The 12,351-nt window shown below is 67.9% G+C and carries 14 protein-coding genes and 1 tRNA gene; 8 read left to right on the top strand and 7 right to left on the bottom strand.

Features of this window, described 5'->3' with window-relative positions; all coding sequences use genetic code 11:
* Positions 1 to 96: 96 nt before the first annotated feature.
* A complete protein-coding gene (locus IEY60_RS19595) occupies positions 97 to 468 on the bottom strand; it encodes an ArsR/SmtB family transcription factor (protein WP_189030337.1) in 372 nt (123 codons plus the stop codon).
* A gap of 23 nt (positions 469 to 491) precedes the next feature.
* Positions 492 to 1,091: a TetR family transcriptional regulator gene (locus IEY60_RS19590; protein ID WP_189030335.1), complete on the bottom strand. Its 600-nt coding sequence runs from the start codon at positions 1,089 to 1,091 to the stop codon at positions 492 to 494.
* A 71-nt stretch (positions 1,092 to 1,162) separates the two neighbouring features.
* Between IEY60_RS19590 and IEY60_RS19585 the strand changes: the two genes are divergently transcribed.
* A complete protein-coding gene (locus IEY60_RS19585) occupies positions 1,163 to 2,317 on the top strand; it encodes an acyl-CoA dehydrogenase family protein (RefSeq protein WP_189030332.1) in 1,155 nt (384 codons plus the stop codon).
* 99 nt (positions 2,318 to 2,416) lie between these two features.
* A complete protein-coding gene (locus IEY60_RS19580; protein WP_189030330.1) occupies positions 2,417 to 3,205 on the top strand; it encodes a DUF1542 domain-containing protein in 789 nt (262 codons plus the stop codon).
* Here the strand turns inward: IEY60_RS19580 and IEY60_RS19575 are convergent.
* Together IEY60_RS19575 and IEY60_RS19570 are read right to left on the bottom strand one after the other, a co-directional pair.
* A complete protein-coding gene (locus IEY60_RS19575) occupies positions 3,125 to 4,414 on the bottom strand; it encodes a hypothetical protein (RefSeq protein ID WP_189030328.1) in 1,290 nt (429 codons plus the stop codon). The genes IEY60_RS19580 and IEY60_RS19575 overlap by 81 nt on opposite strands.
* A 68-nt stretch (positions 4,415 to 4,482) precedes the next feature.
* Positions 4,483 to 5,142: a hypothetical protein gene (locus tag IEY60_RS19570; RefSeq protein ID WP_189030326.1), complete on the bottom strand. Its 660-nt coding sequence runs from the start codon at positions 5,140 to 5,142 to the stop codon at positions 4,483 to 4,485.
* Positions 5,143 to 5,411: 269 nt separating this feature from the next.
* Here IEY60_RS19570 and IEY60_RS19565 point away from each other — a divergent pair.
* Positions 5,412 to 5,484 (top strand) — tRNA-Arg (locus tag IEY60_RS19565).
* A 241-nt stretch (positions 5,485 to 5,725) separates the two neighbouring features.
* On the opposite strand, the gene IEY60_RS19560 is transcribed toward IEY60_RS19565, so the two are convergent.
* Positions 5,726 to 6,313, bottom strand: a complete 588-nt coding sequence (locus IEY60_RS19560; RefSeq protein ID WP_189030324.1) for a TetR/AcrR family transcriptional regulator — start codon at positions 6,311 to 6,313, stop codon at positions 5,726 to 5,728.
* Between the two features lie 62 nt (positions 6,314 to 6,375).
* Here IEY60_RS19560 and IEY60_RS19555 point away from each other — a divergent pair, with 62 nt between their 5' ends.
* Complete coding sequence (locus tag IEY60_RS19555) at positions 6,376 to 7,311, top strand: DAPG hydrolase family protein (RefSeq protein ID WP_229739963.1); 936 nt, start codon at positions 6,376 to 6,378, stop codon at positions 7,309 to 7,311.
* Positions 7,312 to 7,687: 376 nt separating this feature from the next.
* Here IEY60_RS19555 and IEY60_RS19550 read toward each other — a convergent pair whose 3' ends face one another.
* The gene (locus IEY60_RS19550) at positions 7,688 to 7,918 is read right to left on the bottom strand and encodes a hypothetical protein (protein WP_229739962.1); all 231 of its coding nucleotides are present in this window, start codon (positions 7,916 to 7,918) and stop codon (positions 7,688 to 7,690) included.
* An 89-nt stretch (positions 7,919 to 8,007) separates the two neighbouring features.
* Here IEY60_RS19550 and IEY60_RS19545 point away from each other — a divergent pair, with 89 nt between their 5' ends.
* Positions 8,008 to 8,214, top strand: coding sequence for a hypothetical protein (locus IEY60_RS19545; RefSeq protein WP_229739961.1), 207 nt, complete (start codon positions 8,008 to 8,010; stop codon positions 8,212 to 8,214).
* A gap of 421 nt (positions 8,215 to 8,635) precedes the next feature.
* Here IEY60_RS19545 and IEY60_RS19540 read toward each other — a convergent pair whose 3' ends face one another.
* Complete coding sequence (locus tag IEY60_RS19540) at positions 8,636 to 9,211, bottom strand: TetR/AcrR family transcriptional regulator (RefSeq protein WP_229739960.1); 576 nt, start codon at positions 9,209 to 9,211, stop codon at positions 8,636 to 8,638.
* Positions 9,212 to 9,305: 94 nt separating this feature from the next.
* On the opposite strand from IEY60_RS19540, the gene IEY60_RS19535 reads away from it, so the two are divergent.
* The 3 genes from IEY60_RS19535 (at position 9,306) to IEY60_RS19525 (ending at position 12,337) form a co-directional block, all read left to right on the top strand.
* Positions 9,306 to 11,783 (top strand): molybdopterin-dependent oxidoreductase, encoded by a 2,478-nt coding sequence (locus tag IEY60_RS19535; RefSeq protein ID WP_189030322.1) that lies wholly within the window; start codon positions 9,306 to 9,308, stop codon positions 11,781 to 11,783.
* A 123-nt stretch (positions 11,784 to 11,906) separates the two neighbouring features.
* Positions 11,907 to 12,203: an NAD(P)-binding domain-containing protein gene (locus IEY60_RS19530; RefSeq protein WP_189030320.1), complete on the top strand. Its 297-nt coding sequence runs from the start codon at positions 11,907 to 11,909 to the stop codon at positions 12,201 to 12,203.
* Entirely contained in the window at positions 12,200 to 12,337 is a 138-nt protein-coding gene (locus IEY60_RS19525; protein WP_189030318.1) for an imine reductase family protein, read from the top strand. Before IEY60_RS19530 ends, IEY60_RS19525 begins: the two co-directional genes overlap by 4 nt.
* Positions 12,338 to 12,351 lie beyond the last annotated feature (14 nt).

The following is a 12,351-nucleotide window of genomic DNA, read 5'->3' as shown; positions in this document are numbered from 1 at the left end:
ACGTCACACCGGATGCTACCGAAAAGAGACAAGGCGGCCATTGTTTCCCAGTGCAACATTTCCTGGTGAACAGCGTGTTCACCGACAGCGCTCTTGCTACCGATGCGGCGGCTCGGCGCCAGGCCCGCGATGATGCGCGGGCACACCGGGACCCGCGTGCTCGGCGTTGTACACCGCGTCGACGACCAGCCTGCGGACGTGGTCGTTCTCCAGGCTGTAGTAGATCGTGGTGCCCTCGCGACGGGTCCGCACCAGCCGGGCCATGCGCAATTTCGCCAGATGCTGCGATACCGACGGGCCCGGCTTGCCGACCTCCGCGGCCAAATCGTTCACCGACAATTCACGATCGGCCAGTGCCCACAGGACCTGGACCCGGGTGGGGTCGGCGAGCATCCGGAACACCTCGACGACCAGTCCCACCTGGTCCTCGGCCAGCGGTGCGCGGACCGGTCCGCCATCTGCGTTCATGCGCAGATAATAGGCCCGGTTCCTCAGCGCAGGGCGAGGTCGGCCAGCGCGGTCCAGTCGGCCAGCACCTGCTTGCGGCGAACCCGGTCGCGGCCGACCATTTCGTCGAGGGTGGCGCCGCGGACAAGGTTGATGGTGAGCCAGAAGGCGCTCTCCAGCCGCTCGCGAGCGATGCCGGCGTCGATCAGCCCGGCGCAGCGGTCGAGCAGCTCGACGGTCAGATCGTGCTGGACGCGCAGCATTTCCCGGCGCAGCGGCGCGTCGTTGGCGATGCCGACATAGAGCTCCACCGAGGCGCGGCCGAGCTGGCCCGCGAATGTCGCGGTGACCAGTTCCACCAGCACCGCACCCGCCGTCGTGTCGGCGGCCAGGGCTTTCGCCTTGCGCTGCATGGCTTCTCGCTGACGCTCGGTGAGGTGGCCGATGGTCTGGGCGAACAGTTCGCCACGGGTGTGGAACTGGTGCAACTGCGCGCCGCGGGTGACTCCGGCCCTGGCGGTGATGTCGGCGATCGACGCGCCCGCGTAGCCGACCTCGGCAAGGCTCTCGATCGCGGCGTCGAGCAGCAGCGTCCGCGTCCGCAGACTCTTCTCCTGATGCTTGTTCGGTGGCAACGCAGGCATCATCCCAGTATAGAGCCTTAAAATTCCGTGCTGCCTTGCACGCAATTCAGTGCTGGACGTACTGTGTCGGCATGGCTGTTGACCGGATGCTGCCCACCGACGAGGCGCGCGAGCTGATCGAACTGACCCGCGACATCGCCGACAAGGTGCTCGAGCCGCGGGTCGCCGAGAGCGAGAAGACCGGCGTCTTCCCCGACGGCGTCTTCCCCGACGGCGTCTTCCCCGCGCTCGGCGCGGCCGGGCTGCTGAGCCTGCCGTACCCGGAGGAGTTCGGCGGCGGCGCGCAGCCCTACGAGGTGTATCTGCAGGTGCTGGAGGAACTGGCGAGCCGCTGGGCCGCCGTCGCGGTCGCGGTGAGCGTGCACGGCCTGTCCTGCCATCCGCTGTTCACCTACGGCACCGACGAGCAGAAGCAGCAGTGGCTGGCGGGCATGCTGTCGGGCGAAACCATCGGCGCCTACAGCCTTTCCGAGGCACATGCCGGTTCCGACGCGGCCGCGCTGCGCTGCCGGGCCACTCCCGTCGAGGGCGGCTACCAACTCAACGGCACCAAGGCGTGGATCACCAACGGCGGCCGCGCCGACTTCTACACCCTGTTCGCCCGCACCGGCGAGGGCTCGCGCGGCATCTCCTGCTTCCTGGTCCCCGCCGACACCGCGGGCCTGAGCTTCGGCAAGCCCGAGGAGAAGATGGGCCTGCGCGGCATCCCCACCACCACCGCCGCGTACGACGACGCCTTCCTGCCCGCAGAGCGCCGCATCGGCGACGAGGGGCAGGGTCTTTCGATCGCATTCGGCGCGCTCGACGCGGGCCGCCTCGGCATCGCCGCCGTCGCCACCGGCGTCGCGCAGCGCGCGCTCGACGAGGCCGTCGCCTACGCCAAGGAACGAGAGGCGTTCGGCCGCAAGATCATCGACCACCAGGGCCTCGGCTTCGTGCTCGCCGACATGGCCGCCGCGGTCGACACCGCCCGCGCCACCTACCTCGACGCCGCCCGCCGCCGCGATGCCGGACTGTCCTACTCGCGCCAGGCCAGTGTCGCCAAGCTGGTCGCGACCGATGCCGCCATGAAGGTCACCACCGACGCGGTGCAGGTCTTCGGCGGTTACGGCTACACCCAGGACTTCCCGGTGGAGCGCTACATGCGCGAGGCCAAGGTCATGCAGATCTTCGAGGGCACCAATCAGATCCAGCGCCTGGTGATCGCCCGCCATCTCGCCGGGTGAGCTATCCCGCAACGCGCTGATCAAGCCGCCTCAGACCGATTGGGCAACCGGCCAGTAAACTGGACGGCGTCTCGAGACCTCGGGCGAAAGAGGTGCGCGATGCTGTGGTGGCTGATCGTGATCGTCGTCGTGTGTGTGCTGGCTCTGCTGTATCTGCGCGCCGAGCAGAACAAGCGTGCCGCGCGCGAACTGGAAGAGGCCCAGGCCGATGCCAGAGTGGCGATCGAACGGCTCGGCGGCCAGGTGTACCAGCTGTCACCGCGCAACGAAGCGGCCAGGCAGGCACTGGCCGACGCGTCCGAACGCTACAACGCCGCGGGCGGTCAGATGGACAGGGCGAACTCACCCGTCCACGCCCGCCTGGCCAAGCAGACGGCGCTGGAAGGGCTCTATTACATCCGCGCGGCGCGCACCGCGATGCAGATGGACCCGGGCCCGCCGGTGGCCGCCCTCGACGGTCAGGACATCGCCGGACACGTCGACGAGCTGCGCGTCGTCGAGCACAACGGCCGCCGCATCGCCGCCTCCCCCGCCCCGTCTCCGGGCACGCCCAATTACCACCCCGGTGGTCGCGTGGCCGGACGACCGGTCCCCGCGGGGTGGTATTCGGAACCATGGTGGAAGCCCGCGCTGATAGCCGGCGCCTGGGGCGCCGGTGCGGCTCTGTTGTTCACGTCGTTGTTCGCCGGGATGTCCGGAGTCGGCTACGACGCCCAGGCGTTCGAGGACGGCACCGGCGAGGCGGCGCTCGACCACGGGGACCAGGGCGAGATCGGCCAGGATCCGGGGCATGACCCGGGTCAGGATTCAGAGGGGTGGGGCGGCTCCGAGGGTGGTGGACACGACAGCGGCGGGTTCGACGGCGGCGGTGGATTCGACGCCTTCTGATCGGCTCGTGTGACGGATGCTCGGCGGGGAGCGACCGACTCCGCACCGGCCATGCACGACGAGCGGCCACGGATCACCGCGCACCGCGACCCCGCCGCGCCCGGGTCGCCTTTCAGGTCCGGTCCAGAGCAGTCCCGGCCGCAGGCGGGAACATCGGTGCACTGCTCGCCAGCGCCCTGCATCCGAGCCAATGGCTGGGTGGTGTTTCGCCGCCGGGCCCACGGCTGGGCGGTGGTCTGCCGCGGGGCCCACGGCTAGGCGGTGGCCTGCTGCCGAGCCCACGGCTGGACGGTGGCCTGCTGCCCAGCCGACTGGACGGTGGTCTACTGCCGAGCCCACGGCTGGACGGTGGCCTGCCGCCGAGCCAACGGCTAGACGGTGGCCCGCTGCCGGGTCCGTTGCCTCCGGGCACCCTCCTACCTCGCGCCCTCGTGTGCGGCGGCCGGTCGCCCGGCGTGCTCGTCCGCGGAGGAACCCTGATCGGCGACGCCGAATGATCAGCAAAGACAGTCCCGCGATCACCGCGCCGAGGATGATCAGTGGCAGCGACAAAACCGGGCCGACCGCGGGCTCCGCGCTCATCGGAGCGGCGACCGACACCTCCGCTGCCGGGCCGTCGACAGTGGGGATCGCGAGGTCGACGGACTCGACGACAGGCAAAGCCGTCGCGATCGAGGCGAACCCGAACTGCTGGCCCGCATCTAGCAGCGGTGCCGGCGGCGAAGCGTTTGGGGAATCGACCGGCGCGGTCGACGGGCCGAACATTGTGGCCAGGCCGGTGAGCCCGGCCAGCACGCCAGCACCGAGATCGCCGGGCAACATCTGCTGAACGCTGGGCGCGATCACTCCCAACGCCTCATCGACCAGCCTGCGATCGGGCGTCGGAAGCACGGGCACGCTCGGATTCAGGCCGATCCGATCCATCATCGGACCGAGATCGACCAGCGGCAGGATCGGATCGAGCGGTGGCGGGGAAAGCGACGGCTCCTGCACCGGTGCTGCGTGTTCCGAATACGGGTCGGCGGTGATCTGCGCGTCGAACTGCGCGGGCGTGTCGATCCGCAGCACCGGGTCGACCACGGGCGGCACCACGAACAGAGCGTGATCGACCGGGATGTCGTCCTCGGCGGCGGCAACACCCGCCACCGACAGCATCGCGCAGATCAGCCCCGCCAACACTCCACCGCGAACGAACCCGGCTCTGCGCATCACACTCCTTTCCTTCTCGTAGTAGTCACCAGACAGCCCACCGCTCGATGGCGGCACCAAGCCGATCGTCAGCTCGGCATCTGACATTCGGCCAGCTCCGCGGCATCGCGCCGGACCTGCCTGGACGTGGGCAGACCCTGCGCGACGACGCGGACACGCGGATTCTCGTTCTCGATCTGCTGGGCCGAAGCGGCGAGCAGATCCCTCGCGGCGGCACGTAGCCGCTCGGTGTCGGCGAGATCGGCCGCGGCCATCTCGGTGGCACGTGACAAATCCGCCTGCTGGAGCCGGTCGAAGAGACCGATCAATTCGCCCTGTGCGGTAAGCCATTCGTCACGGAACAGGTTCGGGATCGGCAATCGATCCGCGGCATCGCGCGCACTCCCGGCCGCGGCGGCACGGGTACCGAGAATCATCGCCGCCGTATCGCGGTACTGCACCGGCGTGAGCGCACCGGCATCGCGCTCGGCAGCTTCGAGATCGGCGCGATACCGGGTCTGCAAGGAGCAGACGGATCGATAGAACGCAAGCATGGTCGCCTGCGTCTCCGCGCTCGCTCCGTCGAGCTCGGCGGTGCGCGCGGCAGCGCCCGGATCGGCGGGGTCTCGTTGCGACAGTGTCGAATCCGGATCGAACAACCCACCGTCGACCGAGCACCCGACCGACCCCAGACACGCCGCCGCGGCCAGCACGAGCACAGACAACCGTAAGCAGGAACCCACAACCATGACCACGTACTCCTCGCGAGAAGGCAGAAAGTCATTGCGTGAACGAATGCCCGAAGAGGCGGGCGGAAACCTCCGGGAACGCTAGGACACGCAGCCCCCACCCCACGGGCCCACACCCATTTCAGATCAGCGTGTCGCCCCGGCGATCACGATCAGATCATCCTGAAGCGATCCGATCCCCGGGTTGACCGCGCCACAGTCCGCGCACGCTATACTCGGCACGGTCAAACCGGCCCCGCGCACCACGGTTCCGGCAGACGACCAACCCCGCCTTCGTAGCTCAGGGGATAGAGCACCGCTCTCCTAAAGCGGGTGTCGCAGGTTCGAATCCTGCCGAGGGCACATCAACGACGCTGGTCACAGCGTTCTCGCTCCCCACTGAGCGATTCGAAGGCCATGCTCACATCTACCCACACTCGGCGGCGTGGTGGGCATCGAGCCGGTCGGCCACACCATCGAGTTCGTCATCGAACAGGTGCCCTACCGGCACAAGGTCGACAACGCCGACGAATGGCCGAGCATTCGTTGGGCCGACAGACTCGGTTTGCCGAAACTTGCAGCGACTTCTACAGAATCTGGTCAGTTATCCGATCCCTGCCGTAGAGGCACGGATGATCGCACGAAGTTCGTTCTCGGACAACGCGGAATCTGCGAAGAAGACCTGCCGGTTGACCAGACCGTCGGTGACGATGACGCACAGTTCGGCGGCTGCTCGGCCAGCGGGAAGGCCGTTGGTGCGCAACCAGGCCTCGATCAGACCGACGAAACCGGCCCTAGCCGTTTCGAAGCGCTCGTGCAGCTCAGGGTTGGTACGAGCCTCGGCGAGCAGGTGATGACGGGCCACGACCCGGTAGCGGGATGGGGGCGCGGTCATCTCGATCACGTAGTCCACGAGGAGATCCGTGCCGGAAGTCGCGGACGTAGTACCGGCGGCCCGTCGCTCGGCGGCGGCCAGGTCGTGGGCCGCGAGCCCATCGGACACCATGTCCAGCAGCGCCTGACGGTTCGGCGCGTAATAGTTGACCGAGCCGACCGGCAGATTCGCCGCGGCGTCCACGGCCCGGTGCGTCAGGCCTCGCAGTCCTTCCTCGGCCAGCACTCGAACAGCGGCTTCGGCGAGTTCGGCGCGTCGCTGTTCGGAGTCCTGTCGCCTGCGTCGGGGAGCTGTCATGGCCACGAAACTACCGAGGTCACACTCTGGATTCACCATGCGCACCCGGTTAGTCTCAACAGATGTTGAAACTAGCGGAGATGAGTCGCCGCCGCGCCCTGATCCTGGGAGCCACCGCCGTCGGCACCGTCGCAGCATCGACCGTCGCGGGAGCTGCCGCACACGCCGTCCCGGCTATCGGCAACCGCCGCCACCCCGGCTACGCCCCTGAGGACTGGGCCAAGCCCTTCTCCCATTTCATGGCCGAATACACCGCGCCCCCGCAGGAAGCGGTGACGATCGCCTACCACGGCGGCCCAACGCCGACCGAACAAATTCCGGACTTCGCGGCGTGGACTCAGGACCTCGCTCCGACGGGATACTCCGCGGTCGAAACCGGCTACGGCAACACCGCTTCCGGAGCCGTGTGGGTGGCCACGCGGACCGAGATGCCGCGCGTGACCGCCGCCATGTGGGACTGGTGGTTCGGCTGGCATTCCAGCGATTCGGCTCGCTACAAACTGTGGCACCCCGACGCGCACATGTTCAGCGAACTCGACACCGACACCAGCGCCCGGGGGATGCCGGACAGGGCCCGCTACATCGGCAACATCTCCTACGTCGACGAGTACATCGGATCCGAGCTCCAACAACTCGCCATCGCCTTCCACGACCCCGCCGATCACGGCTTCGTCGTCCCGCCCGATCAGACCGTCATCGTCGCGCGTGTCGGAAGCAGTATCGTGCCGATCGATTTCGGATGGCTCGCCCACCAAGTGCGTCCTATCCCAGGCGGCAGCGAAATGCGCAGCCGCTTCTACCTCGGGCTCCACGGGATGCGTGCGCCTGCGGTGTCGCTTGCCGCCCGCGCGATCGAGCGCGGCCCCGCCGCTGACCCACGCGACCTGGTTCCGGACCTCGATATGGCCCGGGAGCTGTTGCTGCACTGCGGCCAGGAGATGAACCACCTCGCGCAATTCCTACCCGAGATCCATGAACAGTTCCACCGCACCTCATGACAGATCACTGACCAATTCGTTCGTATGCGCGCCGGGCGAGTGTCAGGATCTCGTCGACCGGGCGATCTGGCGGTATCCGGGTCGGCCAGAACACGACGCCGACCAGGACGGCCGACGGCAGCCGATCGCGACGACGAACCCGAGCGTGATCACCCGTCCGCCTTCGCGCCGGTCAGGCCCTCCGGTTGCTCGTGCCCGTCGCGCTGTTCAGCGGCGGTCAGTCACGCGGCCACGTTGTGCAGCGACCCATGGCAGACGACCCGGAACGGGCTGTGCAGCTCCCCCCGTACGGCGGTTCGGGCGCGCGGCGGATCGCCATAGACCGCGTTGAGGCCCGCTCAGTCAGGGTCATCGAGCCGAGATTTGATCGCGTCGCTCACCGGTCCCCCTGTGAGTCGTTCGGTGAATGCGCCCACCGCCGGAGAGCTTTCGCCATGCGCGGCCGGACGCACGCCGCGCGCTGGAGATCGGCCACGACATTGCGCGCGTAGACCTCGGCCGCCGGGTCCCCCAGCCAAGACGACGTGGTGGCGACGTAGGTGTCGGCCTTCGCCGGGTCGTAGCGAAAGTGATGCTCCGGGCGGTCGGGGGTGCGCAGACCGGGCACCAGACGCGCGACACTGCGCAGGGCCCCGCATGTACCCGCGCTGTCCCCGATTCGTGCCAGCGCGCGGCCCTGCTGCGCCCCGGGTCGCGATGGCTGACCTGGACCTGAGCCATGCGCTGGTCGCCGCCGACAAACCCGATGAGGCGGCGGATGTAGCGCTGGGCGTGGTCACCAGCGGCCGATTGGTCCCGTCGCACCACTGGCGGGTTTCGGAGATCGTGAGCGGGATAGCGCAGCGGGATGGCCACGGCGCGGCGACGGTGCGCGAAGCGTTCCACGATACCTACCAGGCATGAGCGGACAGGTCATTGAGCCGAGGTCAGGTGTCAATTCCACCGCCTACGGCGTGCCCGCATGATGCCTCGCAAGCTGCGCCAATGCGCACGATCACGAACTTACGCAGACGAAGGTGTCGAGGTGCTCGATCAGCGGGTGCGCGACTATCCGGCAGGCGGCATCACAGCTACCCAGTTGTGCTGTGCGACAAGGCGATACGCTTGGATTCAGAAGCTGTGAAGCGGGACTCGGGCACTTCAGTCCCGACGTGCCCGAATCATGGAAATACTACTGGCGGGACACTCAGAATTTTCCTGCCCTCGGATCGGGGCGGAATGAATACCTTGATGAGGGACAAGTAGCCCTGTCGCGATGGGTCGTCGTTTATAGGTAGATAGCCACCAACTGGGCTTGTCGTCGGCCTGTGGGTTGCCGATGGGCTCAGCCGGGTAGCGCCGAGGTGAGCAGGGCCTCGAGTTCCTCGATGACATCGTCGAGTGCCGTCGTGGATCGGTTGACCCGGCACAGGATCACCGCGCCTTCGATGGCGGCGATTGCCATGGTGGACAGCCGGGCTGCGCGTTCGGATGCGACGCCGTCGGCTTCGAGCGCGGTGGCGAGGGCGCGGTGCCAGCGGTCGATGATGCCGGCGACTGCCGGTTGCAGGTGCCGGTCGTCGGACGAGCCGCCGACGGCTATCGACACGACCGGGCAGCCCGCCTCGAAGTCGGACTGCTTGAGCAGTGCGGTCCAGAACTGTCCGAAGCGCCGCAATGCCGCGATCGAGCCCTGCGCCACGGCCTGGTCGATGATGGCGCTGATGGCGTCACCGGCCAGCGCGAGCGACGCGGTCATGATTTCGGCGCGCCCACCGCGGAAGTGGTGGTACACCGATCCGCGCGGCGCGCCGCTGCGGGCCAGTACGGCGTCGACGGTCACCCCGGCTGAGCCGCGTTCACGCAGGAGCTCGACGGCGCTGTAGAGCATTTTCTGCCTGGTGTCGGTGCGGGCTCCCACGTGCTGTGCTCCTTCCAAGGTTTCAGCACTGTTATGTTACCTGCCATAATAATATGCTATGTTGCCTAGCATATTAGGCTGGAAAGGGTGCGACATGGCCGAGCCGAAGGCGACTGCGTGCGTTTTGTGCGAGTGCAACTGCGGGATCACGGTCGACGTGGAGGGGCGCAGGCTGGCGAAGATCCGCGGCGACAAGGCGCATCCGGCGTCGGAGGGCTACACCTGCGAGAAGGCCATGCGCCTCGACCTGTACCAGAACGGCGCGCACCGCATCACCACGCCGCTCAAACGCCTGCCTGACGGCACCTACGAGGAGATCGACTGGCACACGGCGATCGAGGAGATCGCCGCGAAACTTTCTGCCGTCAAGGAAGAACGCGGCGGCGACAAGATCTTCTTCTACGGCGGGGGTGGCCAGGGTAATCACCTCGGCTCGGCCAACGCGCTCGCGCTGCGTGGCGCGCTGGGCTCGGTGTATCACTCCAATGCGCTGGCACAGGAGAAGACCGGGGAGATCTGGGTGGACGGCCGCCTCTATGGCGGTCACACCAAAGGCGACTTCGAGCACGCCGAAGTGCTGGTGTTCGTCGGCAAGAACCCCTGGCAGTCGCACAGCTTCCCGCGGGCCAGACCGGTACTCAAGCAGGTGGCCGCCGACCCGAACCGATCGATGATCGTCATCGATCCGCGGGTCAGCGAAACCGCGGCGATGGCCGAGCACCACTTGCGGGTGCTACCGGGCCGCGACGCCTGGCTGATGGCCGCGCTGGTCGGGGTGATCGTGCAGGAAGACCTGGTCGACGCCGGCTTCATCGCCACCCACACCGCCGGCTACGACGAGGTTCACGCCGCGTTCCTGGCCTGCGACGTCACGGCTTTCGCCGAGATCAGCGGTGTCGACGAGGGCGAGATCCGGGCGGCGGCGCGCCGGATCGCGACCGCGTCGAGCGTGTGCGTCTACGAGGACCTCGGAATTCAGCAGGCGCCCAACAGCACTCTGGTGTCGTACCTGAACAAGCTTCTGTGGATCGTCACCGGCAACTTCGGCCGGCCCGGCACCATGTATCTGCACTCGTCGTTCGCGCTCCTGGCCGGTGGTTCCGGTTCCGGATCGCCGCGCAAGAAACCGGGCGCACTGGCACGCGCACAGAAGCAGCTCATGACGCGGACCGTCACCGCGGCGGCCACCGCGATCAGCGCGACACTGCCCGCGCTCGCACGGGTGCCCCAGCTGCGCACGAAGGTGGAAGCCGGGGCATCGGCCCTGCTCGACGCGATGGTTCCCCTGGCGGGCGGCATGCTCGGCGGCGGCGCGGGCAGTGGCGGCGGCCGGACCTCACCGGTCACCGGCGCCAAGATCATCGGCGGCCTGATCCCGTGCAACTCGATCGCCGACGAGATCCTCACCGACCACCCGAACCGCTTCCGCGCGATGTGGATCGACTCGTCGAACCCGGCGCACTCCCTCGCCGATTCCCCTCGGTTCCGTGCCGCGATGCGCGCGCTGGACCTGTCCGTCGTGATCGATGTGGCGTTCACCGAAACCGCGCGCGAGGCCGACTATGTGCTGCCCGCGGCCAGCCAGTACGAGAAGCCCGAAGCGACGTTCTTCAACTTCGAGTTCCCCCGCAACGTCTTCCACCTGCGCAAACCGATCATGGAACCGCTGGAGGGCACGCTGCCGGAGCCCGAGATCTACGCGCGGCTGCTACGGCGCATGAACGTGGTCGACGACGCCGTCATCGCCCGCCTGCGACGCGCGGCGCAGACGGGGCGCGACACCTTCGGCGCCACCTTCCTGGCCACCGTCGCCGCCGACCCCGCCCTCGGAAAGATCGCGCCCTACCTGTTGTACGAGACACTCGGCACGACACTGGACCCGCGCCTGCGTGGCGCCGCGGTGCTGTGGGGTGTCAGCCAGATGTGTGCGATGTCGAACGCGAAAGCCGTTGCCCGAGCGGGCTTCACCGGTTCCGGCCTGACTCCGGGCAACCGGTTGTTCGACGCGATCATCGAATCCCCGACCGGGGTGGTGTTCACCGACGACACGTGGGATGACGTGTGGCACTACGTCAAACGCAAGGATCGCCGCTTCACCATCGCCATCGACACCCTGCTCGACCAGGTCCGCGACCTGCCCACCGCGCGCACGGAGTGGACGACACCGGAGTTCCCGCTGGTCCTGGCCGCCGGTGAGCGACGCTCGTTCACCGCCAACACGATCTTCCGCAACCCCGACTGGCGCCGCCGCGATCGCGACGGCCGCCTCCGGATCAGCGCCGAGGACGCCACCGCCCTGCGGCTGACCGACGGCGGCCCGGCCCGGCTGGTCACCGCGAACGGATCCGCCACCGTCATCATCGAGGTCAGCGACATGATGCGGGCGGGAAACATCGCCCTGCCCAACGGTCTCGGCCTCGACTACCCCACCGGCGACGGCACCACGACCAGTGCCGGAGTCTCCCCCAACGAACTGACCTGCCTCGAACTCAAGGACGAGTTCGCGGGCACCCCCTGGCACAAACACGTCCCGGCCCGGCTCGAAGCGATCGAAGACGCCGTCTTGACCTGAACATGAGTTGAGCTTCTAGCGTTCGCGCCATGAGTGAGAACGCAGAAGCAGTGGCAGTCGCGGTGCTGGGACTGGGCGAGATGGGGTCGGCGCTGGCCACGACCCTCTTGGACGCCGGTCACCGTGTGGAACCGGTCGCAGGACAAAGCTCAACCGCTGATCGACAAAGGGGCGCGTGCGGCCGCGACGCCCGAGGCCGCCGTCGGCGCGGCCGAGGTGGTGATCGTCAATGTCAAGGGCGGTGCGGTGGCGACGGAGCTGCTGGGGGCGGCGGCCTCGTCGTTGCGGGGACGAACCGTGGTCGATCTGACCGACGGATCGTCGGAACAGTCAAGGACCACCGGGCAATTGGCGACGGAGCACGGCGCCGACTACCTGCACGGCCAGATCATGACCATCGCCCCTCCCTCGACGATGTGATCGCCGAAAGCAAGGCCCGCGGCATCGACACCGCCCTGCCCACTTACACCAGAACCCTCGTCGCCGAAGCCCTCGCCGCAGGCCATGGCCACGACAGCTACGCCCGCCTGGTGGAACACTTCAGCCGCGGATAAGTAACATTCGGCCG

The sequence above is a fragment of the Nocardia rhizosphaerihabitans genome (assembly GCF_014646295.1).
GTDB classification, from domain to species: domain Bacteria; phylum Actinomycetota; class Actinomycetes; order Mycobacteriales; family Mycobacteriaceae; genus Nocardia; species Nocardia rhizosphaerihabitans.
The sequence above is the reverse complement of the archived record's forward strand: the minus strand, read 5'-3'. Positions and strand labels throughout refer to the sequence as shown.

What these genes read in the sequence shown, in the direction of transcription:
- IEY60_RS19560 (WP_189030324.1), bottom strand. Translation starts at nt 6,313, where the DNA reads ATGACAGCTCCCCGACGCAGGCGACAGGACTCCGAACAGCGACGCGCC.
- IEY60_RS19555 (WP_229739963.1), top strand. Translation starts at nt 6,376, where the DNA reads ATGTTGAAACTAGCGGAGATGAGTCGCCGCCGCGCCCTGATCCTGGGA.
- IEY60_RS19535 (WP_189030322.1), top strand. Translation starts at nt 9,306, where the DNA reads ATGGCCGAGCCGAAGGCGACTGCGTGCGTTTTGTGCGAGTGCAACTGC.
- IEY60_RS19580 (WP_189030330.1), top strand. Translation starts at nt 2,417, where the DNA reads ATGCTGTGGTGGCTGATCGTGATCGTCGTCGTGTGTGTGCTGGCTCTG.
- IEY60_RS19575 (WP_189030328.1), bottom strand. Translation starts at nt 4,414, where the DNA reads ATGCGCAGAGCCGGGTTCGTTCGCGGTGGAGTGTTGGCGGGGCTGATC.
- IEY60_RS19570 (WP_189030326.1), bottom strand. Translation starts at nt 5,142, where the DNA reads ATGGTTGTGGGTTCCTGCTTACGGTTGTCTGTGCTCGTGCTGGCCGCG.
- IEY60_RS19595 (WP_189030337.1), bottom strand. Translation starts at nt 468, where the DNA reads ATGAACGCAGATGGCGGACCGGTCCGCGCACCGCTGGCCGAGGACCAG.
- IEY60_RS19585 (WP_189030332.1), top strand. Translation starts at nt 1,163, where the DNA reads ATGGCTGTTGACCGGATGCTGCCCACCGACGAGGCGCGCGAGCTGATC.
- IEY60_RS19545 (WP_229739961.1), top strand. Translation starts at nt 8,008, where the DNA reads ATGGCTGACCTGGACCTGAGCCATGCGCTGGTCGCCGCCGACAAACCC.
- IEY60_RS19590 (WP_189030335.1), bottom strand. Translation starts at nt 1,091, where the DNA reads ATGCCTGCGTTGCCACCGAACAAGCATCAGGAGAAGAGTCTGCGGACG.